This window comes from Granulicoccus phenolivorans DSM 17626 = NBRC 107789 = JCM 15570 (assembly GCF_000423085.1).
Taxonomy (GTDB): Bacteria; Actinomycetota; Actinomycetes; order Propionibacteriales; family Propionibacteriaceae; genus Granulicoccus; species Granulicoccus phenolivorans.
On the sequence record NZ_AUHH01000018.1, the window covers coordinates 55,173 to 81,160 of the forward strand.

The following is a 25,988-nucleotide window of genomic DNA, read 5'->3' on the forward strand; positions in this document are numbered from 1 at the left end:
GCTCAGCCGACCGAGGCCAGGGCCCGGTCGATCCGGCGCAGGGACGACTCCCGGCCCAGGATCTCCATCGACTCGAACAACGGCGGCGACACCTTCGACCCGGTGATCGCGGTCCGTACCGGACCGAACGCATGCTTCGGCTTCAGCCCGAGACCGTCGATCAGGGTGGTCCGCAGCGCCTGCTCGATCTCGGCATGATCCCAGTCGGCCACGTCGGCCAACGCGGTCCGCGCCGCCGCCAGCAGCGGCACCTCCTCGGGCTTCAGCCGGGCCTTCTCCTCGATCTCGATCGCGTCGTCGGCCACGAACAGGAAGCGCAGCTTGTCCGGGGCCTCGCTGAGCACATTGAGTCGCTCCTGGATCAGCGGGGTGGCCGCCAGCAGCCGCGCCCGCTCCTGCGCATCGGGCGGATCCTGGACCAGGCCGGCGGCGACCATGTAGGGCACCAGTTGTTCGGCCAGGTCCGCCACCGGCAACGCCCGGATGTGTGCGGCGTTGATGGCCAGACACTTCTTCGGGTCGAATTTGGCCGGATTGGCCGCGACCCGGCGTACATCGAAGGCCTCGACCATCTCGCTCAGGCTGAACACGTCCCGGTCGTCGGCGATCGACCAGCCGAGCAGGGCCAGGTAGTTGAGCAGGCCCTCGGGCAGATAGCCCAGCTCGCGATACTCGGCCAACCCGGCGCCCTTGTCCCGCTTGGACAGGCGGCGGTTGCCCTCCCCCATCACGATCGGCAGGTGGCCGAAGCGCGGCGTCCGCCCCGACCCGGCCCCCAGCGCGGCCAGCGCCCGGTACATCACGATCTGGCGCGGGGTGGAACTGAGCAGGTCCTCCCCGCGCAGCACGTGGGTGATCCCCATCAGCGCATCGTCCAGCGGATTCACCAGGGTGTACAAGGGGTCCCCGTTGCCGCGCACGATCACGTAGTCCGGCACGTTGTCGGGGGTGAAGGTGACCTTTCCGCGAACCAGGTCCTCGAAGGTGATCGGCTCGTCGGGCATCCGCATCCGCAGCACCGGGGTACGCCCCTGGGCACGAAACTCGGCGATCTGCTCGGCGGTCAGGTCGCGGCAGAACCCGTCGTAACCGACCTCTCCCTTGCCCCGGGCCTCGGCGCGGGCGTCCTGTTCCTCGCGGGTGCAGAAGCACTCGTAGGCGTGCCCGCCGGCCAGTAGTTTCCCGGCAACCTCACGGTAGATCTCGGTGCGTTGGGACTGCAGGTACGGCGCATAGGGCCCACCGACCTCGGGCCCCTCGTCCCAGGTCAGGCCGAGCCAGCGCAGCGCGTCCAGCACGCCCCGATAGGACTCCTCGGTGGAGCGAGCCGCGTCGGTGTCCTCGATCCGGAGCACGAAGGTGCCGCCGTAATGCCGGGCGAAGGCCCAGTTGAACAGGGCGCTGCGGACGTTGCCCACATGCAGGTTGCCGGTGGGCGAGGGTGGGAACCGGACCCGGACCTGCTCCGGGGCAACGTCACCCAATACCTCCCCGTGATCGTCGGTTTCGGTGCTGTCGTCGCGCACGACCTCGCTCACTTCGTCCCTTCCGCGTCGGCGGGCTTGATGATGGTGTTGGTCAGGGTGCCCATCCCCTCGATGGTCACACTGATCTGCTGGCCGGGGGTCAACAGCCCGACCCCGGCCGGGGTGCCGGTGAGGATCACGTCGCCGGGCAGCAATGTGGTGAAGGCCGAGATGTAGGAGACCAGGTCGGGCAGCTTGTTCAGCATCAACGCGGTTGACCCGTGTTGGCGCTGTTCCCCGTCGACGGTGGTGGTGATCATCAGATCGGAGGCCTCCTCCACGGTGTAGTGGGAGGTGATCCACGGCCCCAGTGGGCAGGAGGTGTCGAAGCCCTTGGCGCGGGCCCACTGCTTGTCGGTGCGCTGCCAGTCCCGGGCGGTGATGTCGTTGGCGATGGTGTAGCCGAAGATGACGTCCTGCACCTGATCGACCGGGACCTCCTTGCAGATCCGGCCGATCACAATGGCGAGCTCACCTTCGAAGCTGATCTCCTCCGCAGCGGTCGGCCACACGATCGGGTCCTCCGGCCCGATCACCGCGGTATTCGGCTTGAAGAACAGCAGCGGCCGGTCCGGCACCTCGTTGCCCAGTTCCTCGATGTGGGCGGCATAGTTGCGGCCGACACAGACGACCTTGGACCGCGGGATCACCGGGGCCAGCAGCCGGACACTGTCCAGCGCGACCCGTTCCCCGGTCAACTGCACCGGCATCGCCAGCGGATCGCCGTTGAGCACGGCCACGGTGTCGGGATGTTCACCCCCGTCGCGGGCCAGTTCGACCAATCCGTACTGCGGGTCTCCCCCGGAACTGAATCGTGCAACACGCATTGCCTCAGCGTATCCGCACCCAGGGATGCCGGGCGGTTGGGCGGCCCCCGTGGGCGGTGCGGAAGCGTCGGTGTGCGGATCGTGACCCTACTTTGCAGTAGATCCGGGTTTCGGGCCCGATCACCCCATCGAGAAGCAGAATCCGCACACTTTCCCGGGTATCCGCCATACTCGGGGCCATGGCCACGCCGTTCTCCGCCGTCGAACTCATCCGCCGCAAGCGCGACGGCCACCCGCTGGCCGACGCCGAGATCGATTGGCTGATCGAGGCCTACACCCGCGGCGACATCGCCGAGGAGCAGATGGCCGCGCTGGCGATGGCGATCTACTTCACCGGCATGGCCCCCACCGAACTGGACCGCTGGACGGCGGCGATGATCGCCAGCGGCGAGCGGCTCGATTTCTCCGGGTTGTCCCGCCCGACCGCCGACAAACACTCCACCGGTGGAGTCGGGGACAAGATCACTCTCGTCCTGGCGCCGCTGGTCGCCGCCTGCGGGGTCGCGGTCCCGCAGCTGTCCGGCCGCGGGCTCGGGCTGACCGGCGGCACCCTGGACAAGATGGAGGCGATTCCCGGCTGGCGGGCGCAGCTCAGCACGACCGAGATGCTGACCCAGCTCGAGGATGTCGGGGCGGTGATCTGTGCCGCCGGGTCCGGTCTGGCACCTGCCGACCGCAAGCTCTACGCGCTGCGCGACGTCACCGGAACCGTCGAATCGATCCCGCTGATCGCCTCCTCGATCATGTCCAAGAAGATCGCCGAGGGCACCTCTGCCCTGGTCCTGGATGTGAAGGTCGGCTCCGGCGCGTTCATGCAGACCGCCGAGCGGGGCCGTGAACTCGCCGAGACCCTGGTCCGGCTGGGCACCGCGGCCGGCGTACGCACGAGGGCGCTGGTCACCGAGATGGGTACGCCGCTGGGCCGATCGGCCGGCAACGCGGTGGAGGTCGCCGAGGCGGTGGAGGTGCTGGCCGGGGGTGGGCCGAGCGACGTGGTCGAGCTGACCCTCGCGCTGGCCCGGGAGATGCTGAGTGCCACCGGCCGGGACGGGGTCGATCCCGCCGACGCGCTGGCCGACGGTCGGGCGATGGATGTCTGGCGGCGCATGGTGCACGCCCAGGGCGGCGACCCCGCCGCGCCGCTGCCCCGGGCCCGGCACACCGAGACGATCACCGCCGAGACCGACGGCATCCTGGAGCACCTCGATGCGCACGCCGTCGGGCTGGCCGCCTGGCGGTTGGGGGCGGGCCGGGCCCGCAAGGAGGATGCCGTCCAGGCCGCCGCGGGCGTTACCTGGACCGTCCGTCCCGGGGAACAGATCCGGGCCGGGCAACCACTGCTGCACCTGCACACCGACACCCCCGACCGGCTGCCGGGCGCCCGGGACGCGCTCGCCCGTGCCTACCGGATCGGAACCTGCACCCCGGTCACCCCGCTGATTCACGACTGGATCGGCTGACCCGGTGCCCGCTCAGGACTCCGCGGCAGCCCGGGCCGAGACCAGCCCGTAGAGGTAACCGTCCGACAGCGCCTCCCACGACGCCTCGATCACGTTCCCGCCGACCCCGACGGTGGTCCAGACCCGGGTCCCGTCGGTGGTGTCGATCAGTACCCGCACGATGGCGTCGGTGCCGTGCCCCTGATCGAGGATCCGCACCCGGTAGTCGGTCAGTTCGTACTCCTCGACCTCGGGGAACGGCTCCATCAGCGCCCGCCGCAGGGCGTGGTCCAGCGCGTTCACCGGCCCGTTGCCCTCACCGACATAGTTGAACTCCCGTCCGCCGGAGGTGAGCTTGACCGTCGCCGCGGTCTCCTCCACCCCACCGGTGAACTGGCTCAGCACCCGCCAGTTCTGCACCCGGAACGGCCGCTGCAACAGCCCGAGTTCGTCGCGCAGCAGCAGCTCGAAGCTGGCATCGCTGGACTCGTAGGAGTAGCCGTCGGCCTCTCGCTGCTTGACCACCTCGGTGATCATGGCCGCCTGGTCCCGGTCGGACAGGTCGAATCCGAGTTCGGAACCCTTGAGCTGGATATTGGCCCGCCCGGCCATGTCGGAGACCAGCGTACGCATGTCGTTGCCGACCAGCGCCGGATCGATGTGCTGGTACAGGTTCGGGTCGACCTTGATCGCCGAGGCGTGCAGGCCGGCCTTGTGCGCGAACGCCGACATCCCCACATACGGCTGCCGGTTCCCGGTCGGCACATTGGTGACCGCCGCGATGGCATGCGAGAGCCGGGTCGCCTCGGCCAGCGCCGCCTCCGGGAGCACCGGCCAGCCGTACTTGAGCTGCAGGTTCGCCGCGACAGTGATCAGGTCGGCGTTCCCGGTCCGCTCGCCGTACCCGTTCACCGTGCCCTGGACATGGATCGCGCCCGCCTCGACCGCGGCCAGCGAGTTCGCCACCGCGCATCCGGTGTCGTTGTGGCAGTGGATCCCCAGATCGATCCCGACCTCACCGGCCGCCCCCACGATCTCCCCGACCCAGGTCGGCAGCATCCCGCCATTGGTGTCGCACAGCACCGCGACCTCCGCGCCCGCCTGGGCCCCCACCTGGAGCACCTCCAGCGCGTACGCCGGGTTGCTGCGGTAGCCGTCGAAGAAGTGCTCCAGATCCAGGAAGACCCGCAGGCCCTCGCCGGTCAGGAAGGAGACCGTGTCGGCGATCATCGCCAGGTTCTCCTTCAGGTTGGTCTTCAGGGCCAGGTCGACGTGTTTGTCGTGGCTCTTGGCGACCAGGGTGACCACCGGGGCACCGGAGTCGACCAGCGCCCGGGTGAGCCGATCATCGGCCGCTTTGCCACCCACCCGTCGGGTCGACCCGAAGGCGACCAGCGTCGAGTTGCGCAGGTCCAGTTCCCCGTTGCGGGCCGCCTCGAAGAAGGCCGTGTCGCTGGGGTTGGCTCCCGGCCAGCCACCCTCGATGAAGGTCACCGCCAGCTCGTCGAGGTAGCCGGCGATCTTCAGCTTGTCGGGCACGCTCAGCCGCAGCCCCTCCTGCTGGGCGCCGTCCCGCAGGGTGGTGTCGTATAGGTGGAACGTGGCGGGGGCCGCGGGTGTAGGCATACTGTCCTTCATCGTTTCGCGTGGTGTGGCGCGGATCGTCGGTCGGGATATGGGGAGGCCGCGCCCGATCGGACGCGGCCCGGGCCGAGTCGGCCCATCCGGGAGCGGTCAGGCGATCCGGCGGGTCCAGCCCCGGGTGTCGGGAATGCGTCCGTACTGGATGTCCAGCAGCGTCTGCCGCAGTCCGAGGGTGTGTTCCCCGGTGCCGCCGCCGGCCACGGTGTGGGTCTCGCCGGATTCGGTCAGGAACTCCCCGATCGGGGTGATCACCGCTGCGGTGCCGCAGGCGAAGACCTCGGCGATCCGGCCGGAGTCGACCCCCTCGAACAGTTCGCTCATCCCGAACTCCCGCTCGACCGGGCGCAGCCCCCGTTCGGTGGCCAGCTCGAGAATCGAACTCCGGGTGACCCCCTCCAGGATCGTGCCGCCGGCCTGCGGGGTGACCAGTTCCCCGTCGGTGGTCACCACGAAGATGTTCATCCCGCCGAGTTCCTCGACGTGGGTGTGCGTACCGGCATCGGCGAACAGCACCTGGGCGCAGCCGTGCTCGGTGGCCTCCTGCTGGGCCAGCAGCGAGGAGGCATAGTTGCCGCCGCACTTGGCCGCCCCGGTGCCGCCGCGTCCGGCGCGGGAGTACTTGTTGGTGACCCAGATCTTCACCGGCGCCACCCCAGTGGAGAAGTACGGCCCGGCCGGGCTGGCAATCAGGCAGTAGGTCACGTGGTGCGAGGCGCGGACGCCGACGAACGCCTCGGAGGCGAACATGAACGGCCGCAGGTACAGGCTGGACTCACCCCCGGCCGGATCGGGCACCCAGTCCTTGTCCACCGAGAGCAGTTGCTCGATCGACTTCAGGAACGCCTCGGTCGGCAGCTCGGGCAGCCCGAGCCGGGCCGCGGAACGGTTGAAGCGCTCGGCATTGCGCTCGGGGCGGAACAGCCAGATGGAGCCGTCCTCGTGCCGGTACGCCTTCAGGCCCTCGAAGACCTCCTGGCCGTAGTGCAGCACCGCGGTCGCGGGGTCGAGCGTGATCGGCCCGTACGCGACGACCTTGTCATCACTCCAGCCGCCGTCGAGGGTCCAGGTGGCCAGCGCCATATGATCGGTGAATTCCTTGCCGAATCCGAGGTCACCCAGTACCTCGGCGCGTTCCGCCGCGCTGCGTGGCTGGGGATTGGGGGTGACATCGAACGTCCAGGTCATGAACGAACGTTAACCCATTTGCCTCCTGGTTGAGACGCGAGTACGCCAGATGGTCGGCCTGGTTAGGGTGACTGCGGCCGGGCCCCGACAGTGGCGGGCAGCACCCGGTCCCCGCCGTCACACCCGTGCGTCACCACCAGGAGGAGCCCCGTGTCCAACCCGAGCAGCAAACCCACGATCGCCGTCATCGGAGGCGACGGGATCGGCCCGGAGGTCGTCGCCGAGGGCCTCAAGGTCCTCGACGTTGTCGCCCCGGACACCTTCGAGTTCGTCCACTACGACCTGGGTGCCGAGCGCTACCTGCGTACCGGTGAGGTGCTGCCGGAATCGGTCACCGACGAACTGGCCAAGGCCGACGCGATCCTGCTCGGTGCCGTCGGCGCCGCCCCCGGCTCGACCGAGGTCCCCTCCGGTCTGCTCGAGCGCGGCCTGCTGCTCAAGCTGCGCTTCCTGTTCGACCACTGCGTCAACCTGCGCCCGTCGCGGCTCTACCCGGGCGTGCCCACCCCGCTGGCCCCGCACGTGGTGGACGGGAAGACCGTCGACTTCGTCGTGGTCCGCGAGGGCACCGAGGGTCTGTACGCCGGCAACGGCGGCAAGCTGCGCGCCGGCACCCCGCACGAGGTCGCCACCGAGGTCAGCGTGAACACCGCGTTCGGGGTCGAGCGCGTGGTCCGCGACGCGTTCGAGCGTGCCACCCGGCGCCGCAACAAGCTGACCCTGGTGCACAAGCACAACGTGCTGGTCAACGCCGGTGGCCTGTGGCGGCGGATCTTCGAGACCGTGGCGACCGAGTACCCGCAGGTTGAGCTGGACTACCTGCACATCGATGCCGCGACCATCTTCCTGGTCACCGATCCGGCCCGCTTCGACGTCATCGTCACCGACAACCTGTTCGGTGACATCCTGACCGACGAGGCCGCTGCGGTCACCGGTGGGATCGGCTTGGCCGCCTCCGGCAACATCAACACCGCCGGGACCTTCCCCTCGATGTTCGAGCCGGTGCACGGTTCGGCGCCCGACATCGCCGGGCAGCAGAAGGCCGACCCGACCGCCGCGATCCTGTCGGTCTCGATGATGTTGGAGCACCTGGGCCGCACCGACCAGGCCGCCCGGATCGCCGAGGTCGTCACCGCCGACATCGCCGCCCGCCCGTCCCTGCCGGACAACGGCCGTCGCGCCACCGCCGCCGTGGGCGACGCGATCGCCGCGAAGCTGGCCTGACCCAGTTGGTCGTCGGTCCCTCGATGAGTACCAATCCGGATCTGCCCGATGTCGTGGGGCGGGCCCTGGCCACCTGCCTGCGCCACGGATTCCTCGAGTCGACCACGACCGAAACCGGCCGGGTGCTCGCCGCATTGGCGGCCACCCGGACCGGCACGATCGCCGAGTGCGGCACCGGCTACGGAGTCGGTGCCGCCTGGCTGCGCAGCGGCGCCCCGGCCCAGACCCGGGTGCTGACCGCGGAGCGGCAGCCCCGGCTCGCCCGGGCGGCCGCGCAGACCTTCGCCGAGGACGACATCGAGGTGGTCGCCGCCGGCTGGGACGAACTGGCCTGCCGGGCCCCCTTCTCGCTGATCTCGGTCGATGCGCAGACCGTCCGCGACCTGCCCCGGACCGAGTTGATCGAACTCACCGAGCCCGGCGGCATGATCGTGATCGACAACTTCTCCCCCAGCGCCGCCTGGCCGCCGATGGGTCCGCGCGGCAGCGTCGACGCGCTACGGATGGAATGGCTGACCGATCCACGCCTGGTCAGTGCCGACCTGATGGTGACCACCGACACCTCCCTGGTGGTGGCGGTCCGTCGCCCCGAAGCCGCCGGCACTCACTAGCGGGCGGTCGCCCGGCAGCGGTCAATAACAACTTGAGCCCAATCCGGCCGATTTCGGGCCACCGGCTTCGGCTGCTGCCGGCCCGCTTGCATCATGGGACCCATGGTCAACCATCCGAACCTCGATGAGCAGACTCGCGCCAAGCGCTACCGCAATCTGAAGGTGGCCACCGGCGTCATCGGGATCGGCGTCATCGTGCTCTTCCTGTGGTTGATCCTGTCCGGGCTGGCCGGTCGTTGGGGTGTTCCCGGCTTCGCCTTCACCAATGACAACGGCTCGCAGTGCCGCAACAACGTCACCGGTTACACGTGTTCGCCGATGACGCTGCGCGATATCAAGGCCGCGACCGAGTTCGATCTGCCCGACGAGTCCGTGGTCCGCAGCTCGCTGCTGACCATGCCGAACCACGAGGTCCAGGCCCAGATCCAGTTGACCGCCCAGCAGGCCGAAGCGTTCGACCTGCACCATCGACTGCAGCAGGCCTACGGCGATTGCAGTCCGCTGGCGGCCAGCCCGCTCAACTCGATCCCCGACCTGACCGATCTGTGCGTACGCACCAACATGGGGGTCACCGTGACCGAGGCGGAGAAGGCGACCACCAAGCTGTGGCGGGTCTCGGTCGCGAACACCCCCGAGGGCAACGTTCTGGTCGACTTCGACATCCGCAACCGCTGAGCGGACCGCGAGGACAGTTCGGCCCCGCCACCCACTCGGGTGACGGGGCCGAAACGCTTCAGCACAGGGCCGATCAGCGGGCCGAGGTGCCCTCGGTGTAGTCGGCGTCGGTCTGCTTGACCCAGGACATCATGCTGCGCAGCTCGCGCCCGGTCGACTCGATCTGAGCCTTCTCCGCGGTCTCCCGGAAGCTCTTGAACTCCGGCGCACCGGCGTCCTGATCGTTGATGAACCGCTCGGCGAACCGGCCGGAGGTGATGTCGGCCAGGATCGACTGCATGTTCTTGCGGGTCTCGTCGGTGACGATCTGCGGACCGGCCACGTAGTCGCCGTACTCGGCGGTGTCCGAGACGCTCCAGCGCATCTTGGCGATGCCACCCTCATACATCAGGTCGACGATGAGCTTGAGCTCGTGCAGGCACTCGAAGTAGGCGATCTCCGGCTGGTACCCGGCGTTCACCAGGGTCTCGAAACCGGCCTGGACCAGGTGCGACATGCCGCCACACAGCACGGCCTGCTCACCGAACAGGTCGGACTCGGTCTCCTCGGTGAAGGTGGTCTTGATGCCGCCGGCGCGCAGGCCACCGATGGCCTTGGCGTAGGACTTGGCAACGTCCCAGGCCTTGCCGGTCGCGTCGGTCTCGACGGCGATCAGCACCGGTACGCCGCGGCCGTCGGAGTACTCGCGGCGGACCAGGTGGCCCGGGCCCTTCGGGGCGACCATCGCGACGTCGACACCGGCCGGGGGCTTGATGTAGCCGAAGCGGATGTTGAAGCCGTGCGCAAAGAACAGCGCCTTGCCCTCGGTGAGGTTCGGCTCGATGGCCTCGGCGTACACCTTGCGCTGGATGTGGTCGGGAACCAGGACCATGATCAGGTCGGCTTCCTGGCAGGCCTCGAAGGGGGTGACCACGCGCAGGCCCTCGGCCTCCGCCTTGGCCCGGCTCTTCGAGCCCTCGGCGAGGCCGACGCGCACGTCGACACCCGAGTCCCGCAGCGAGAGCGCGTGGGCGTGGCCCTGGGAGCCGTAGCCCAGCACGGCCACGACGCGGTCCTGGATCAGCGAGAGGTCGGCATCGGAATCGTGGAACAGTTCAGCAGCCACGGGTGAAACTCCTTCAGTATGAACGAATGGTGAGGTACGGGTGGTGACGCGTCAGCGTCCGGTTCGAGACTTGTCCGAACGGCCGGAGCGGTCGGTGATGGAGCGAGCGCCCCGCCCCACCGCCACCATGCCGGACTGGACCAGTTCCTTGATGCCGTAGGGTTCCAGCATCCGCAGCAGCGCCTCGATCTTGTCGGGGCCGCCGGTTGCCTCGATCGTGATGGCGTCGGTGGACGCGTCGACGGTCTTGGCACGGAACAGTTGCACGATCTCCAGCACCTGGGAGCGGATCTCGGCGGTGGCGCGAACCTTGACCAGCAGCAGCTCCCGGCGCACCGAACCGGGGTCGAGTTCGACGATCTTGATGACCTCGACCAGTTTGTTGAGCTGCTTGGTCAATTGCTCCAGGTTCACCTGGTCCACGTTGGCGACCAGGGTGATCCGGGAGATGTCTGCGTGTTCGGTGGGTCCCACCGCGAGGGATTCGATGTTGAATCCGCGGCGGGCGAACAGGGCGGCGACCCGGGCGAGGACGCCGGGCTCGTTGAGCACCAGCACCGACAGGGTGTGGGTCACGGGAGTGTCGTTCTCGCTCACAGGATTTCCTCTTCCCACTGCGGAGCCAGGCCCCGGGCGATCTTGATGTCATCGTTGCTGGTGCCGGCAGCGACCATCGGCCACACCATCGCGTCCTTGGCCACGACGAACTCGACCACCACCGGACGATCGTTGATCGCCATCGCCTGGTTGATCACGTCGTCGACCTCCTCCTTGGACTCCGCGCGCAGCCCGACCGCGCCCATGGCGTCGGCCAGCTTGACGAAGTCCGGGACGCGCCAGGAGTGCAGGTCGGTGTTGGAGTAGCGCTGGTTGTAGAACAGGCTCTGCCACTGGCGCACCATGCCCAGCACCTCGTTGTTGATCACCGCGATCTTGATCGGGATCTGCTCCACGGTGCAGGTGGCCAGCTCCTGGTTGGTCATCTGGAAGCAGCCGTCGCCGTCGATCCCCCAGACCACCGCGTCGGGCCGCCCCATCTTGGCGCCCATCGCCGCCGGCACGCAGTAGCCCATCGTGCCCAGTCCGCCCGAGTTCAGCCAGTGCCCCGGCTTCGACAGCGGCAGGTAGTGCGCGGCCCACATCTGGTGCTGGCCCACGCCGGCGGCATAGTACGCATCCGGCCCGGCGATCTCGCCGATGCGTTCGATCACGTACTGCGGGGACAGGGTGCCGTCCTCCGGCTCGTCGTAACCGGTCGGATACTTCGAACGCAGCCCCTGCAGGTAGGAGGTCCAGGCGGAGTAGTCGGGCATCGGTTCGTCGTTGAGCACGTCGATCAGGGCGGAGATGACCTCCTTGGCGTCCCCGACGATCGGCACATCGGCGATCCGGTTCTTGGAGATCTCGGCCGGATCGATGTCGGCATGGATCACCTTCGCATCGGGGGCGAAGGAGTCCAGCTTGCCGGTCACCCGGTCATCGAAGCGGGCGCCGATGGTGATCAGCAGGTCGCTGCGCTGCAGCGCACCGACCGCGGCCACGTCGCCGTGCATCCCGGGCATGCCCATGTAGAGCTCGTGGCCCTCGTCGATCGCTCCCCGCGCCATCAGCGTGGTCACCGCCGGGATCTTGGTCAGCTGCATCAGCTGCCGCAGTTCCCAGGCCGCGTTCGCCTTGATCACGCCACCGCCGATGTAGAGGGTGGGTCGTTGCGCGGCGCGGATCAGCTTGGCGGCTTCCTTGATCTGCTTGGTGTGCGGCTTGGTCACCGGGTGGTACCCGGGCAGGTCGATCTCCTCGGGCCACTGGTAGGTGGTCATCGCCTGCAGTGCGTCCTTGGTGATGTCGACCAGCACCGGACCGGGCCGACCGGTGCTGGCGATGTGGAAGGCCTCCACGATCGCCCGCGGAATGTCGGCGGCGTGGGTGATCAGGAAGTTGTGCTTGGTGATCGGCATGGTGATGCCGCGAATGTCGGCCTCCTGGAAGGCATCGGTACCGATCGCGGCCGACCCGACCTGTCCGGTGATCGCCACGATCGGGACCGAGTCCATGTACGCGTCGGCGATCGGGGTGACCAGGTTGGTCGCGCCCGGGCCGGAGGTGGCCATGCACACGCCCACCTTGCCGGTGGCCATCGCGTACCCCTGCGCGGCGTGACCGGCACCCTGCTCGTGCCGGGTGAGGATGTGGCGTACCGAGGAATCGAACAGCGGGTCGTAGGCCGGGAGGATCGCGCCTCCCGGAATACCGAAAATAACCTCGACACCGACCTGCTCGAGGGCAGTGACCAAAGCCTGGGAGCCCGTCATCTCCGTGCCTTGCGCGCTCGACGCTGCGTCTGCCGGCGGCTGTGCCGACTGTGTTTCCACCATGGTTGTCCAGTCCTCGTGTCTCATCTGTGGTTCGGTTCTCGTGGTTCGTCCGGGGATCGGCCCGGAACATAAAAAACCCTCGTTGCCCGGGGGCAGACGAGGGAGCGTGTTGGCTGCGGGGTTACGGCCGCCAACACGCTAAAGAACTACGAGAACCAAGTCTTGCTGCACCCGTTCACCTTGTCCTATCCCTCCGGACCTGTCAACTTTGCGGCCCGTGCGCCCCCGCCGCGCTCAGTCGATCTCGCGGACCGCACCGAAGGACGCCGGGCGTACCAGCTTCGCGTACACCTTCAGGGCCTTCGAGACCTCGCGCTGCCGGTTCGCCGGCTTCCAGGGCAGTTCACCCATGGCCTGCCGCCGGCGGGCGAGTTCCTCGTCGCTCACGTTCAGGTGCAGCTGCCGTTCGTGGATGTCGATCACGATCTCGTCGCCGTCGTGGACCAGACCGATCACGCCGCCACCGGCCGCCTCGGGCGAGATGTGGCCGACCGAGATGCCCGAGGTGCCGCCGGAGAAGCGGCCGTCGGTGATCAGCGCACAGGCCTTGCCCAGGCCGCGTCCCTTGAGGAAGGAGGTCGGGTACAGCATCTCCTGCATCCCGGGACCGCCCTTCGGGCCCTCGAAGCGGATGACGACGACGTCGCCCTCCTTGACGGTCTTGTTGAGGATCTTCTCCACGGCCTCTTCCTGGGAGTCCACGACCACCGCCGGGCCGACGAAGCGGAACAGGCTCTCATCGATGCCGGCGGACTTGATCACCGACCCGTCCAGGGCCAGGTTGCCGTAGAGGACCGCCAGCCCGCCGTCCTTGGTGTAGGCGTGCTCGAGGTCGCGGATGCAGCCGCCGGCGGCATCGAGGTCGAGGGTGTCCCAGACGTTCTCGGTGGAGAACGCCTCGGTGGTGCGTACGCCGCCCGGCGCGGCATGGAACAGCGCCATCGCCTGCTCCGACGCCTTGCCGCCCCGGATGTCCCACTCGTCCAGCCAGTCCCGCAGGCCCTCACTGTGCACGGTGTGCACGTCGGACTCCAGCAGGCCGCCGCGATCCAGTTCGCCCAGGATCGCGGGGATGCCGCCGGCGCGATGGACGTCCTCGACGTGGTAGTCGGGATGGTTCGGGGAGACCTTGCTGAGGCAGGGCACCTTGCGGGAGAGGTCCTCGATGTCGTTGAGGGTGAAGTCGATCTCGCCCTCGATCGCCGCCGCCAGGGTGTGCAGGATCGTGTTGGTCGACCCGCCCATCGCGATGTCCAGGGCGATCGCGTTGCGGAAGGCGTTCTTGGTCGCGATGTTGCGCGGCAGGACCGAGTCGTCGCCCTTCTGGTAGTAGCGCTGGCACAGATCGACGATGCGCCGGCCGGCCTCCTGGAACAGTTCCTTGCGGTAGGCGTGGGTGGCCAGCGTGGTGCCGTTGCCCGGCAGGGACAGGCCCAGCGCCTCGGTGAGGCAGTTCATCGAGTTCGCGGTGAACATCCCGGAACAGGAGCCACAGGTCGGGCAGGCCGACCGCTCCATGATGTCCAGGCCCTGCTCGCTGATCGAGTCGTCGGCGGTGGCCGACATCGCGGTGATCAGGTCGGTCGAGCCGTAGGCCTTGCCGTCGACCACCACGGCCTTGCCGGCCTCCATCGGGCCGCCGGAGACGAAGACCACCGGGATGTTCAGCCGCATCGCGGCCAACAGCATGCCCGGAGTGATCTTGTCGCAGTTGGAGATGCACACCAGGGCGTCGGCGCGGTGGGCGTTGACCATGTACTCCACCGAGTCGGCGATCAGGTCGCGGCTGGGCAGCGAGTAGAGCATGCCGCCGTGGCCCATCGCGATGCCGTCGTCGACGGCGATGGTGTTGAACTCCTTCGACACCCCGCCGGCCTCGCGGATCGCCTCGGCGACCACGTCACCGAGGTTCTTCAGGTGGACGTGACCCGGGACGAACTGGGTGTAGGAGTTGGCAATCGCGATGATCGGCTTCCCGAAGTCGTCGTCGCCCATGCCGGTCGCGCGCCACAGGGCGCGAGCGCCGGCCATATTGCGGCCGTGGGTCGAGAGTCGAGATCGCAGGTCTGGCATAGGAGCAGCCTAGTCCACCCCGGCAACTTGAGGGCCGGATGACCATCGGGCCGGTTGTGCCGGGCGTCGGGTGGGCCGATCCTGCCACCAGTCGCTGCGAACGTGCCGTTTTCCCCGTTTCCGGGCCGGGTGGTGGCAGGATCGGCCCACTCCGGCGATGTAACACGAGCGCAACCCGGTCGGCACTCGCCCGGCACATCCGGCTCCTAGGGTCCGGGGTGACGTTACGGGTCAAGTGATACGAGATCGGAGCACCGTGCACCTCACCCCCCGCGAACAGGAGAAGCTGCTGATCGTCGTGGCCGGCGACCTGGCCCGGCGCCGGCGCGAACGCGGCCTGCTGCTGAATCACCCCGAGGCCGTCGCGCTGATCACCGCCGAGCTGCTCGAGGGCGCGCGCGACGGCCGCAGCGTGTCCGAACTGATGTCCTACGGGGCCACCATCCTGACCCGGGCCGACGTGATGGAGGGGATCGCGGAGATGATCCCTGCGGTCCAGATCGAGGCGACCTTCCCCGACGGCACGAAGTTGGTCACCGTGCACGACCCGATCCGCTGACCCTGACCCGACCATGGAAGGAACCTCGATGAACTCCACCTCGCTGCCGGGCCCCGGTGGGTATGTGCTGGCCGACGAGCCGATCCTGATCAACGCCGACCGGGAAACCGTCGAACTCGAGGTCACCAACACCGGCGATCGGCCGGTCCAGGTCGGCTCGCACTACCACTTCGCCGAGGCGAACTCGGCGCTGCGGTTCGACCGCGCCGCGGCCCGCGGCTTCCGGCTCGATATCCCGGCCGGAACCGCGGCCCGCTTCGAACCCGGCGACCGACGCCGGGTCCGCCTGGTCGCGTTGGCCGGGAACCGGGAGGTTCACGGCTTCACCGGGTTGATCAACGGCCGACTGGATGACGGGCCGGCACCGGGGACCGGGGAGGAACCCCGATGAGCCGCGAACTCCCCCGCGCCGACTACGCCGCGCTCTACGGACCGACCACCGGGGACGCGATCCGGCTCGCCGACACGCAGTTGTACGCCCGGATCGAACACGATCACACCGTCCCCGGCGACGAGGTGGTCTTCGGTGGCGGGAAGGTGATCCGCGACGGGATGGGCCTCAACGGCCGACTGACCCGTGCCGACGGGGTCCCCGACACCGTGATCACCAACGCCGTCGTGCTCGATGCGACCGGGATCTACAAGGCCGATATTGCCCTGCGCGACGGCCGGATCGCCGCGATCGGGAAGGCCGGCAATCCGGATGTGATGTCCGGGGTCGACATCGTGATCGGTGCCGCGACCGAGATCATCGCCGGGGAGGGCCGGATCCTGACCGCCGGCGCGATCGATGCGCACATCCACTTCATCTCGGTCGACCAGGTGAGCACCGCCCTGGCCGCCGGCACCACGACCATGCTGGGTGGCGGCACCGGCCCGGCCGAGGGCACCAATGCCACCACGGTCACCCCGGGCCCCTGGCACCTGGCCCGGATGCTGCAGGCGACCCAGGATCTGCCGATGAACGTCGGCTTCCTCGGCAAGGGCCACGCCGCGGTGCGCGCGCCGCTGGCCGAGCAGATCCTCGCCGGTGCGATCGGCCTGAAGATCCACGAGGACTGGGGCGCGACCGGGTCGGTGATCGACACCGCCCTGCGGGTCGCCGACGAGTTCGACGTACAGATCGCCATCCACACCGACACCCTCAACGAGGCCGGCTTCGTCGAGGACACCATCGCCGCGATCGCCGGGCGGGTGATCCACACTTTCCACACCGAGGGCGCCGGCGGGGGGCACGCCCCCGACATCATCGCGATGGCCGGCCTGCCCCATGTGTTGCCGTCCTCGACCAACCCGACGCTGCCGTACACGGTGAACACCATCGAGGAACACCTCGACATGCTGATGGTCTGCCACCACCTCAGTCCGGACATCCCCGAGGATGTGGCCTTCGCCGACTCCCGGATCCGGCCGGAAACGATCGCTGCCGAGGACGTGCTGCACGATCTGGGGGTGTTCTCGATGGTGTCCTCGGACTCCCAGGCGATGGGGCGGGTCGGGGAGGTGGTGCTGCGTACCTGGCAGGTCGCCGATCGGATGAAGCAGGTCCGCGGACCGTTGGGCGGCGATACCGCGTACGCCGACAACGAGCGGATCAAGCGCTACCTCGCCAAGTACACGATCAACCCCGCGATCGCGATGGGGATCGCCGACATCGTCGGTTCGGTCGAGGTCGGCAAATGGGCCGACCTGGTGCTGTGGAATCCGGCCTTCTTCGGTGCCAAACCGGACCTGGTGCTCAAGGGCGGGCAGATCGCCATGGCGGTGATGGGCGACCCGAACGCCTCGATCCCCACCCCGGGGCCGCGGACGATGCGGCCCCAGTTCGGGGGCCTGGCCCGGGGCGCGGTCGAGAACTCGCTGACCTTTGTGTCGCAGGCGGCCCTCGACGACGGCATCGCCGACAGGCTCGCGCTGCGCCGCCGGCTGCATCCGGTGGGCGGGATCCGCGGACTGACCAAGGCCGACATGGTGCACAACGGCGCCACCCCGCGGATCGAGGTCGACCCGCAGACCTACCAGGTGCGCGTCGACGGCGAACTGCTCACCTGCCCGCCGGCCGAGCAGCTCCCGCTGGCCCAGCGCTACTTCCTGTTCTAGACCCGTTCGTTCTGGACTCGTTCGGAGGACCCGATGACCACCCATCCGCACCGGCCGGACCCGGCGGCGATCCGCATCGTCGCCGCCGTGCTCGGCACTACCGCCGATCTTTCCCCCGCTGAGGTGGCCGACTGTCACATTGAGCGTGTCCGGGTCGCGGCCGAGGATCGGCGCCGGCCGCGGCAGGTCCTGGTCTCCGACCACGGCACCCGGCTGGGGCTGCAACTGCCCCGCGGCACGACCCTGCACGACGGGGACATCCTGGTCCGCGAGGGAAACATGCTGATCGTGGTGACCTCGGCGGCGGGCTGGGTGCTGGCGATCCGGCCCCGCACGATGCGCGAAATGGGTGAGGTCGCCCACGCCCTGGGCAACCGGCACCAACCGGCCCAGTTCGCCGCCCTGCCCAGCGACCCGTCCGGTACCGGGGCGTGCGAACTGGTGATGCCCGACGACCACACGATCGCCGCCTATCTGACCGAGCGCGGGGTCCCCTTCGAGCGTGTCGAACGAGCGCTGGCCGAACCCTTCCGGCATGCCGAGCACACCCACTGAACCGCCGGTCCCGCTGGCGCTGATCCAGCTGATCGACTCCGCCGCGCCGACCGGCGCGTTCAGTCACTCCTTCGGCCTGGAGACCGCGATCAGCGACCAGCGGGTCCGCGACGCGGATTCCTGCGGCTGCTGGCTGCGTCGGCTGGTGCACGGCAGCCTGGCCCGCACCGACGCGCTGGCAATCCGCTGTCTGATGCGGCGTGAGGTGCCGCTGACCGAGCTCGACACACTGCTGCGGGTGAGCACCGCCCCGATCCAGGTACGCCGGGCGCAGACCACGATCGGGCGACGGATGCTGACCCTGGCCGACACCTGTTTCCCCACCCCCGGGACCGCCGCGTACGCCGCGGAGGTGGCGGCCGGACGGGCCACCGGGCAGGCCGCCCTGGTGCTCGCAACCCTGGGCACCGACCTCGGCCTGAGCTGGCCGACGGTGGCCCGGCTGTCGCTGCATTCGACGCTGTCGTCGCTGGTCGGCAATGCCGTCCGCGCAGTTCCGCTGGGTCAGAACGCCGGGCAGCGCGTTCTGGCCGGCCTGCATCCCGACATCGAGCAGGCCGTGCAGACCGCTGCCACCGCCGGGATCGATGAGCTCGGCGCCACCGACCCCGCCCTGGAGATCGACCAGATGCGGCACGCGTATCAGTTGACCCGCATGTTCATGTCCTGACCGATTGGAGCCACCATGTCCGAACGTCCCTCCCCCGCCCCCACCGGCCCGGTCCGGATCGGGGTCGGCGGACCCGTCGGCGCGGGCAAGACCCAGTTGATCGAGCGGGTCACCCGCGCCCTGACGCCGGAGTTCTCGATGGCGGCGGTGACCAACGACATCTACACCACCGAGGACGCCGCCATCCTGGCCCGCACCGGGGTGCTGCCGGTGGATCGGATCATCGGGGTGGAGACCGGCGGCTGCCCGCACACCGCGATCCGCGAGGACACCTCGATGAACGAGGCCGCGATCGAGGAGTTGCTGCACCGGCATCCCGACCTGGAACTGATCTTCGTCGAATCCGGCGGGGACAACCTGTCGGCCACCTTCAGCCCCGAACTGGTCGACGTCTCGATCTATGTCATCGACGTCGCCCAGGGCGAGAAGATCCCCCGCAAGGCCGGCCAGGGGATGATCCGCTGCGACCTGTTCGTGATCAACAAGACCGACCTCGCCCCGCACGTCGGCGCGGACCTGGCCGTGATGCGGGCCGACTCCGAACGCTTCCGCGGGCAGCGGCCGTTCTGCTTCACCAACCTGCGCACCGACGAGGGTCTGCCGGCGGTGCTGGAGTGGATCCGGCGCGACGTGCTGATGCTGGACGCCCCCGGCGCGGCATGAGCACCCCGACCGGGGAACTGCATCTGGCGCTGGGCGTCCGCGCCGGGCGTACCGTCGCACACGAGGTCCGGCACCGCGGCGCCCTGCGGGTGCTGCGGCCGCGCCCGGTCCCCCATCCCGGCTGGACCGGGTGGACGATCCTCAACCCCGGCGGCGGCTACCTGGCCGGTGATCGCTATCGGATCGACCTGGATCTCGGCCCCGGCGCGGCCACCGAGCTGACCGGCCAGTCGGCGACCAAGATCTATCGCTGCCCGAGCGGGTACGCCCAGCAGCGCACCCACCTGCGCACTGCGCCCGCAGCGGTGCTGGATTGGCGGCCCGAACCGGTGATCGCGTACGCCGGGGCCCGCTACCACCAGGAGCTCCGGATCGACTGGGACCCGGATTCGACGGTGCTGCTGGGCGAGGTGCTCACGCCCGGGTGGTCCCCGGACGGGGCCCGGTTCGGTTACCGCCGGCTGCACCTGCGTACCGAGGTGCGCACCCGACCGGACGACCGGCTGGTCGCGGTGGACAACCTGCGGCTGGCCCCCGCCGAAACCGGATCGGTCCCGACCGGGCCGGGCACTCATCTGGCCGGCCTGCTGGTGCTCGATCGCCGGGTCGAGGAGCCGCTGATCGCCGAACTCGCCCGGGCGTACGCCGACGCCCCGGCCCAGGTCGGGATCTCCGCACTGGAGGTGCCCGGCTTCCTCGTCCGCGTGCTCGGCACCGACACCGCGCAGGTGCGGGCGGTCACCGATGGCATCGCCGACCACCTGCGGGAGCGCTGGTTCGGCGCCGGCCCACTGCGCCACCGGCAGTGGTGACCGGACAACCACGTCCTGTCCCGAGCCCGCCGAATTATCGTCGCTGTTCCCTTGCGTAATACCGCGTAATACGGCGCCACAGGCTGTTACACCGGCGACATACCGCACGAATCGCCGCGTAACCCGCGCTGCCTAGCGTCCCGGGTACCAAGAAGACCCCGCACCTCCCACCCGGGACTTTGCGAAAGGCACTGCCGTGACTGCTGTTCCCCGCCGCCCGATCCGGGCCACCCTCGCCCTCGCCGCCGCGCTCACCATGGGCCTGTCGGCCTGCGGCGGAGCCAAGGTCTCCGCCGACGGCACCGCCGCGGCGAACAACGCCGCCTCCTGCGTCGACACCTCCGGTGACTCGATCAAGATCGGCTTCCTCAACTCACTGTCGGGCACGATGGCGATCTCGGAGAAGACCGTCAACGACTCCCTCAACCTCGCCGCCGAGGAGATCAACGCCGGCGGCGGCGTCCTGGGCAAGAAGCTGCAGGTCGTCACCGAGGACGGCGCCTCCGAGCCGACCAAGTTCGCCGAGAAGGCCCGCAAACTGATCACCGCCGACTGCACCGCGGCGGTCTTCGGCGGCTGGACGTCCGCCAGCCGCAAGGCGATGCTGCCGGTCTTCGAGGGGGCCAACTCGCTGCTGTTCTACCCCGTGCAGTACGAGGGTCTGGAGGCGTCGAAGAACATCTTCTATTCCGGCGCGACCACCAATCAGCAGATCATCCCGGCCCTGGACTACCTGCGCGAAAAGGGCGCCAAGTCGCTCTACCTGGTCGGTTCCGACTACGTGTTCCCGCGTACGGCGAACAAGATCATCACCGCCTACGCCAAGGAGCACGGCATGGAGATCAAGGGTGAGGAGTACGCCCCGCTGGGCCACACCGACTTCTCCACCATCGTCGGCAAGGTCCGCAGCGCCAACGCCGACGCGGTCTTCAACACCCTCAACGGCGATTCCAATGTGGCCTTCTTCAAGGAGTACCGCAACGCCGGCCTGACCGCGGACACCATGCCGGTGATGTCGGTGTCGATCGCGGAGGAGGAAGTCGGCGGCATCGGCGTCGACAACGTGCAGAACCAACTGGTGGCCTGGAACTACTACGAGACCGTCGACAGCCCGCAGAACCGGACCTTCGTGCAGGCGTTCAAGGCGAAGTACGGCCAGAACCGGGTCACCTCCGACCCGATGGAGGCCGCCTACACCTCGCTGTACCTGTGGAAGGCGATGGTCGAGAAGGCCGGCGCCTTCGACACCGCGGCGATCCAGAACGCCGCCGACGGGGTCACCTTCGACGCCCCGGAGGGCAAGGTCACCGTCAACGGCCAGAACCACCACATCGCCAAGACCGCCCGGATCGGCAAGATCAACGGCACCGGCCTGATCGACTCGGTGTGGACCTCGCCGGGCCCGATCGATCCCGATCCGTACCTGACCACCTACCCGTGGGCCAAGGGTCTGAGCTGATGGAAGTTATTGCTGCCCAACTGTTCGCGGGGGCGAGCATCGGCTCGGTGCTGTTGCTCGCCGCCCTCGGCCTGTCACTCACCTTCGGGCAGATGGGCGTGATCAACATGGCCCACGGCGAGTTCATGATGGCCGGTGCCTACACCGCCTTCGTGCTCCGGGGCCTGATCGGCGATCCGAATATTTCGCTGCCGCTGGCGCTCGTCGTCGGATTCGGGGTCGGTGGCCTGCTGGGGCTGATCCTGCACCGGAGCCTGCTCAGCCGGATGCACAACCGGCCGCTGGACACCCTGTTGGTGACCTGGGGAGTCGCCCTGGTGCTGCAGCAACTGGCTCGCGATATCTTCGGCGCCCCGAACGTCGACGTGCCGGCACCGACCTGGCTGGCCGGCCCGATCACCGTATTCGGCATCGGCTTCCCCAAGGCCCGGGTGTTCATCATCGTGCTGGCCGTGGCCGCGGTGGTCGGGATCAGTCTGGTGCTGACCCGGACCGCCCTCGGGCGGCGGATCCGGGCAGTCAGCCAGAACCGGGACCTCGCCGAGGTCAGCGGCATCTCCTCCCCGCGCACCGATGACCTGACCTTCTTCATCGGGTCCGGGATCGCCGGTCTGGCCGGGGTCGCGCTGACCCTGCTCGGCTCGGTCGGGCCGACCCTCGGGCAGAACTACATCGTCGATGCGTTCCTGGTGGTCGTGGTCGGCGGGCTGGGCCGGGTGAAGGGCGCGGTGATCGCCGCCTTCGGCCTGGGCGTCCTGCAGGCCTTCGTGGAACTCAGCCTCGGCGCCTCCCTGGCGAAGGTCCTGGTCCTGCTGGCGGTGGTCGCCTTCCTGCAGATCCGGCCCCAGGGCCTGGTCACGATCCGGACGAGGAGTCTGGCATGAATACCTTCAGAAGTCTGTGGGCCACGACCTGGTTCCGCCTGCTGGTGGGGCTGGCGATCGGCATCGTGGTGCTGTTCGTACTGGCCCCGGCCGGCCTCAGCGATTTCCGGTTGTCCCTGCTGGCCCGGTTCCTGTGCGTGGCGATGGTCGCGGTCGGGATCGGTCTGGCCTGGGGTCAGGGCGGGATGCTGGTGATGGGCCAGGGGGTCTTCTTCGGCCTCGGGGCGTACCTGATGGCGATGCACCTCAAGCTCGCCGACGCCGGGCCGGGCGGCGTACCGGACTTCATGCTGTTGTACGGGACCGGCGAACTGCCGGTGTGGTGGGAGCCCCTGCGGTCCCCGGCGGTGACGGTGATCCTGATCGTGGCGCTGCCGGCCCTGGTCGCCGGTGTCCTGGGCTACCTGATCTTCCGTCGGGCCGTCCGGGGGGCGTACTTCGCGATCCTGTCCCAGGCCCTGGTGGCGGCGTTCGCCATCCTGCTGATCGGTCAGCAGCAGACCACCGGTGGCACCAACGGTCTGAACGGGTTCCGGGGCTTCTTCGGCTATGACCTGAACGATCCGGCCAATCAGCGGATGCTCTACTTCATCGCCGCCGCGGTACTGGTGGGGATGGTGCTGATCGTGTGGCAGTTGCGGCGCTCCCGATTCGGGGAACTGCTGGTGGCCGTACGCGATCAGGAGAACCGGACCCGCTTCCTGGGCTACAACCCGGCGCTGGTCAAAACGGTCGCCTACGTGATCGCCGCCGTGTTCGCCGCCATCGGTGGGGCGCTGTTCGTGCCGATCGTGGGGATCATCTCGCCGGCCGATGTGGGCGTGGTGCCCTCCATCGCCTTCCTGGCCGGTGTCGCCATCGGCGGCCGGGCCACCCTCCTCGGGCCGGTCCTCGGGTCGATCGCGGTCTCGGCGGCCGGGTCCGGACTGTCGGAGACCTTCCCCGCCGCCTGGACCTACTTCCAGGGCGCCGTGTTCATCCTGGTGGTCGGGTTTCTGCCCGGCGGGCTGGCCGAACTGGTCGGCCGGGTACGCCGGCTGCCGGCTCGGCGACGGCTGCGCCCCGATCCGACCACTGCATCGACCACCGGCATCACCTCGGGCATCGACGCCCCCGGCCCGGACACCGAAAGGATTCACGCATGAAGGTTCCAGCGATCGACGTCGGCGAACTCGGGGAGGCGATCCGGCCCGAGTTCGTCCGCCAGGACTACCTCGAGGTCCGCAACCTGCGGGTCAGCTTCGGCGGATTCGTCGCGGTCGACGGGATCGACCTGACCGTGGTCCAGGGCGAACTGCGGTTCCTGATCGGCCCGAACGGGGCCGGCAAGACCACCGTGGTGGACGCGTTGACCGGCCTGGTCCCGGCGACCGGGGACGCCGCCTTCGGCGGTGTGCCCCTGCTCGGCCGCAAGGTGCATCGGATCGCCCGGGCGGGAGTGGGGCGTACGTTCCAGACCGCGAGCGTGATCGAGGACCTCACCGTCGAGCAGAACCTGGACCTGGCCGCGGGTGCGGGACGGAGTCCGCTGAGCCTGTTGCGGGCGCGGCGGCGGCCGCCGGAGTCGGTGGAGCAGGTGCTCGAGGGGATCGGCCTGGCCGACTTGCGGCACCGTCGGGCGGGCATTCTGGCCCACGGCCAGAAGCAGTGGTTGGAGATCGGCATGTTGCTGGCGCAGAACTCTCGACTGCTGTTGCTGGACGAACCGGTCGCCGGGATGAACGCCGAGGAACGGGCGCAGACCGGAGAACTGCTGCGGCGGATTGCCGAGTTGCGCACCGTGATCGTCGTGGAGCACGACATGGAGTTCCTGCGCGCCTATGCCGATTCGGTGACGGTGATGCACCGCGGGAGGATCCTCGCCGAGGGGTCGGTGGCCGAGGTGCAGGCCGACCCGGAGGTGATTGAGGTCTACCTGGGACACCCCGCCGAGGAGGAAGCAGCGCTGATCGCAGCCGAGCAGGCCGCGGCGTACGAGCAGAACCCGGAGGAGAACAATGCTTGAGTTCGAGAATGTGTCGGTCGGGTACGGCCCGACCACCGTGGTGCAGTTCGCCGGCTTCGCTGTGGCCCGGGAGGGAATCACCACCCTGCTCGGCCACAACGGCGCCGGCAAGACCACCCTGCTGAAGGGTGCGGTCGGGTTGCTGAAGCCGAGTCACGGTCGGATCGTGCTGGACGGGGTGGAGATCACCGCCCTGCCCGCCCACCAACGGATTCGTCGTGGTCTGGGGTATGTGCCGCAGGGGCAGCGTTGCTTCGCCGAACTGTCGACGCTGGAGAATCTGCGGGTCGTGGCCGACACGGGTCGCAACGCCGGGGCACGGATCGAGGAGCAGCTTCGGCTGTTCCCCGTGCTGCGGGAATTCGCCGACCGGCAGGCGGGGCTGCTCTCCGGTGGCCAGCGGCAGCAGTTGGCGATCGCCCGGGCATTGCTGCTCGAGCCCAAGGTGCTGTTGCTGGACGAGCCGACCGAAGGTATCCAGCCCTCGGTGGTGACCGAGATCGAACAGGCGATCCTGCGCCTGGTCAGCGAGCGCGGGATCAGCGTGCTGTTGGTCGAGCAGCAGGTCGGGTTCGGGTTGTGCCATGCTGAGAACTTTGCGGTCCTCGAGTCGGGGCGGATCACCCAACAGGGTCCCGGGGGCATCTCCGCGATGGCGCAGGCGCGGGCTGCGCTGGCGATCTGAAGCGATCGGGGCGGCCCGGGCGTCGGCGGGGGCATCGAGCGTCTGCGAGGGCATCGAGCGTCTGCGAGGGCATCGAGCGTCACCCTGGGGCGGGCAGCGTCGGTGCGCCCCGAAGCCCGGTGCACCAGAGCGAAGTTGGATCACCCGACCGACGCTGGCTCCAGGCTCGACGGCACAGACCCGCCCCCCGGACCACCCCCGAGCATCCCCCGCCCGATACCCAGCATCAGCGAGGGCATCGAGCGTCACCCTGGGGCGGGCAGCGTCGGGGCGCCCAGAAGCCGGGTGCACCAGAGCGAAGCTGGATCACCCGACCGACGCTGGATCACCCGATCGACGCTGGATGACCCGATTGACGCCAGCTGTCGACGGCGCTTGAAAACTGTCAGTCTCGGCGGCGTTACTGTCTGCCGTCGACACCGGCTCCAGGCTCGACGGCACAGACCCGCCGCCCGGCACACCCTCGAGCATTCCCCGCCCGATACCCAGCGTCAGCGAGGGCATCGAGCGTCACCCTGGGGTGGGCAGCGTCGGGGCGCCCCGAAGCCCGGTGCACCAGAGCGAAGCTGGATCACCAGAGCGACGCTGGATCACCCGATCGACGCTGAATGACCCGATCGACGCCAGCTGTCGACGGCGCTTGAAAACTGGTCAGTTTCGGCGGCGTTACTGTCTACTCCTCAACCGCCGTGAACACCAGCTCCAGGCTCGACGGCACACCCCCGCCGCCCCGACCACCCCCCGCCCGATACCCAGCGTCAGCACAGTCAACGAGCGTCACCCTGGGGTGGGCAGCGTCGGGGCGCCCCGAAGCCGGATGCACCAGAGCGAAGCTGGATCACCCGACCGACGCCGGATCACCCGCCCCGACACGTCACCCCGAGCAGCGACCGGGTCAGCAGAGGAGAAGCA

General features: G+C 68.9%; 24 protein-coding genes. 16 read left to right on the forward strand and 8 right to left on the reverse strand.

Features of this window, described 5'->3' with window-relative positions:
• Positions 1-2 precede the first annotated feature (2 nt).
• Positions 3-1,538 carry a glutamate--tRNA ligase gene (gltX, locus tag G531_RS0109035; protein ID WP_428829750.1) on the reverse strand — a complete coding sequence of 512 codons (1,536 nt, stop codon included), beginning with the start codon at positions 1,536-1,538 and terminating at the stop codon, positions 3-5.
• The gene (locus tag G531_RS0109040) at positions 1,535-2,353 is read right to left on the reverse strand and encodes a fumarylacetoacetate hydrolase family protein (protein WP_026927005.1); all 819 of its coding nucleotides are present in this window, start codon (positions 2,351-2,353) and stop codon (positions 1,535-1,537) included. Before G531_RS0109040 ends, gltX begins: the two co-directional genes overlap by 4 nt.
• Positions 2,354-2,532: 179 nt before the next feature.
• On the opposite strand from G531_RS0109040, the gene G531_RS0109045 reads away from it, so the two are divergent.
• A complete protein-coding gene (locus G531_RS0109045) occupies positions 2,533-3,813 on the forward strand; it encodes a thymidine phosphorylase (protein ID WP_026927006.1) in 1,281 nt (426 codons plus the stop codon).
• Positions 3,814-3,825: 12 nt separating this feature from the next.
• Here the strand turns inward: G531_RS0109045 and cimA are convergent, their stop codons facing one another.
• Both cimA and G531_RS0109055 read right to left on the reverse strand, forming a co-directional pair.
• Entirely contained in the window at positions 3,826-5,418 is a 1,593-nt protein-coding gene (cimA, locus tag G531_RS0109050; protein WP_026927007.1) for a citramalate synthase, read from the reverse strand.
• 108 nt (positions 5,419-5,526) lie between these two features.
• Positions 5,527-6,621, reverse strand: coding sequence for a branched-chain amino acid aminotransferase (locus tag G531_RS0109055; protein WP_026927008.1), 1,095 nt, complete (start codon positions 6,619-6,621; stop codon positions 5,527-5,529).
• A 150-nt stretch (positions 6,622-6,771) separates the two neighbouring features.
• On the opposite strand from G531_RS0109055, the gene G531_RS0109060 reads away from it, so the two are divergent.
• The 3 genes from G531_RS0109060 to G531_RS0109070 all read left to right on the forward strand — a co-directional run bounded on the left by G531_RS0109060 (position 6,772) and on the right by G531_RS0109070 (position 9,131).
• Positions 6,772-7,845: a 3-isopropylmalate dehydrogenase gene (locus G531_RS0109060; RefSeq protein WP_026927009.1), complete on the forward strand. Its 1,074-nt coding sequence runs from the start codon at positions 6,772-6,774 to the stop codon at positions 7,843-7,845.
• Positions 7,846-7,868: 23 nt separating this feature from the next.
• Positions 7,869-8,456 (forward strand): O-methyltransferase, encoded by a 588-nt coding sequence (locus tag G531_RS0109065; RefSeq protein ID WP_026927010.1) that lies wholly within the window; start codon positions 7,869-7,871, stop codon positions 8,454-8,456.
• A 102-nt stretch (positions 8,457-8,558) separates the two neighbouring features.
• Entirely contained in the window at positions 8,559-9,131 is a 573-nt protein-coding gene (locus G531_RS0109070) for a hypothetical protein (RefSeq protein WP_026927011.1), read from the forward strand.
• Between the two features lie 73 nt (positions 9,132-9,204).
• Here G531_RS0109070 and ilvC read toward each other — a convergent pair whose 3' ends face one another.
• From ilvC to ilvD, 4 genes are all read right to left on the reverse strand, one after another.
• A complete protein-coding gene (gene ilvC / locus G531_RS0109075) occupies positions 9,205-10,236 on the reverse strand; it encodes a ketol-acid reductoisomerase (RefSeq protein WP_035758419.1) in 1,032 nt (343 codons plus the stop codon).
• Positions 10,237-10,287: 51 nt separating this feature from the next.
• Complete coding sequence (ilvN, locus tag G531_RS0109080) at positions 10,288-10,833, reverse strand: acetolactate synthase small subunit (protein ID WP_026927013.1); 546 nt, start codon at positions 10,831-10,833, stop codon at positions 10,288-10,290.
• On the reverse strand, positions 10,830-12,611 hold the full coding sequence (locus G531_RS0109085; RefSeq protein ID WP_051215282.1) for an acetolactate synthase large subunit: 1,782 nt from the start codon (positions 12,609-12,611) through the stop codon (positions 10,830-10,832). Before G531_RS0109085 ends, ilvN begins: the two co-directional genes overlap by 4 nt.
• Before the next feature lie 234 nt (positions 12,612-12,845).
• Positions 12,846-14,684 (reverse strand): dihydroxy-acid dehydratase, encoded by a 1,839-nt coding sequence (ilvD, locus tag G531_RS0109090; RefSeq protein ID WP_026927015.1) that lies wholly within the window; start codon positions 14,682-14,684, stop codon positions 12,846-12,848.
• Between the two features lie 256 nt (positions 14,685-14,940).
• Here ilvD and G531_RS0109095 point away from each other — a divergent pair, with 256 nt between their 5' ends.
• From G531_RS0109095 to G531_RS0109150, 12 genes are all read left to right on the forward strand, one after another.
• Entirely contained in the window at positions 14,941-15,243 is a 303-nt protein-coding gene (locus G531_RS0109095) for an urease subunit gamma (RefSeq protein ID WP_026927016.1), read from the forward strand.
• Positions 15,244-15,271: 28 nt separating this feature from the next.
• A complete protein-coding gene (locus G531_RS0109100; RefSeq protein WP_026927017.1) occupies positions 15,272-15,634 on the forward strand; it encodes an urease subunit beta in 363 nt (120 codons plus the stop codon).
• Entirely contained in the window at positions 15,631-17,343 is a 1,713-nt protein-coding gene (gene ureC / locus G531_RS0109105) for an urease subunit alpha (protein WP_026927018.1), read from the forward strand. The genes G531_RS0109100 and ureC overlap by 4 nt, the downstream gene beginning before the upstream one ends.
• Before the next feature lie 33 nt (positions 17,344-17,376).
• The gene (locus G531_RS0109110; protein ID WP_051215283.1) at positions 17,377-17,898 is read left to right on the forward strand and encodes an urease accessory protein UreE; all 522 of its coding nucleotides are present in this window, start codon (positions 17,377-17,379) and stop codon (positions 17,896-17,898) included.
• On the forward strand, positions 17,879-18,568 hold the full coding sequence (locus G531_RS0109115) for an urease accessory protein UreF (RefSeq protein WP_026927020.1): 690 nt from the start codon (positions 17,879-17,881) through the stop codon (positions 18,566-18,568). Before G531_RS0109110 ends, G531_RS0109115 begins: the two co-directional genes overlap by 20 nt.
• Positions 18,569-18,583: 15 nt before the next feature.
• Complete coding sequence (gene ureG / locus G531_RS0109120; protein WP_026927021.1) at positions 18,584-19,231, forward strand: urease accessory protein UreG; 648 nt, start codon at positions 18,584-18,586, stop codon at positions 19,229-19,231.
• Positions 19,228-20,043, forward strand: a complete 816-nt coding sequence (locus G531_RS0109125; protein WP_026927022.1) for an urease accessory protein UreD — start codon at positions 19,228-19,230, stop codon at positions 20,041-20,043. Before ureG ends, G531_RS0109125 begins: the two co-directional genes overlap by 4 nt.
• A gap of 196 nt (positions 20,044-20,239) precedes the next feature.
• Entirely contained in the window at positions 20,240-21,502 is a 1,263-nt protein-coding gene (gene urtA / locus G531_RS0109130) for an urea ABC transporter substrate-binding protein (RefSeq protein ID WP_035758420.1), read from the forward strand.
• Positions 21,502-22,386, forward strand: coding sequence for an urea ABC transporter permease subunit UrtB (gene urtB / locus G531_RS0109135; RefSeq protein ID WP_026927024.1), 885 nt, complete (start codon positions 21,502-21,504; stop codon positions 22,384-22,386). Before urtA ends, urtB begins: the two co-directional genes overlap by 1 nt.
• Entirely contained in the window at positions 22,383-23,531 is a 1,149-nt protein-coding gene (gene urtC / locus G531_RS21540) for an urea ABC transporter permease subunit UrtC (protein WP_081683978.1), read from the forward strand. The genes urtB and urtC overlap by 4 nt, the downstream gene beginning before the upstream one ends.
• Positions 23,528-24,391: an urea ABC transporter ATP-binding protein UrtD gene (urtD, locus tag G531_RS0109145; RefSeq protein ID WP_081683979.1), complete on the forward strand. Its 864-nt coding sequence runs from the start codon at positions 23,528-23,530 to the stop codon at positions 24,389-24,391. The genes urtC and urtD overlap by 4 nt, the downstream gene beginning before the upstream one ends.
• Positions 24,384-25,076: an ATP-binding cassette domain-containing protein gene (locus G531_RS0109150; protein WP_026927026.1), complete on the forward strand. Its 693-nt coding sequence runs from the start codon at positions 24,384-24,386 to the stop codon at positions 25,074-25,076. Before urtD ends, G531_RS0109150 begins: the two co-directional genes overlap by 8 nt.
• Positions 25,077-25,988: the final 912 nt, after the last annotated feature.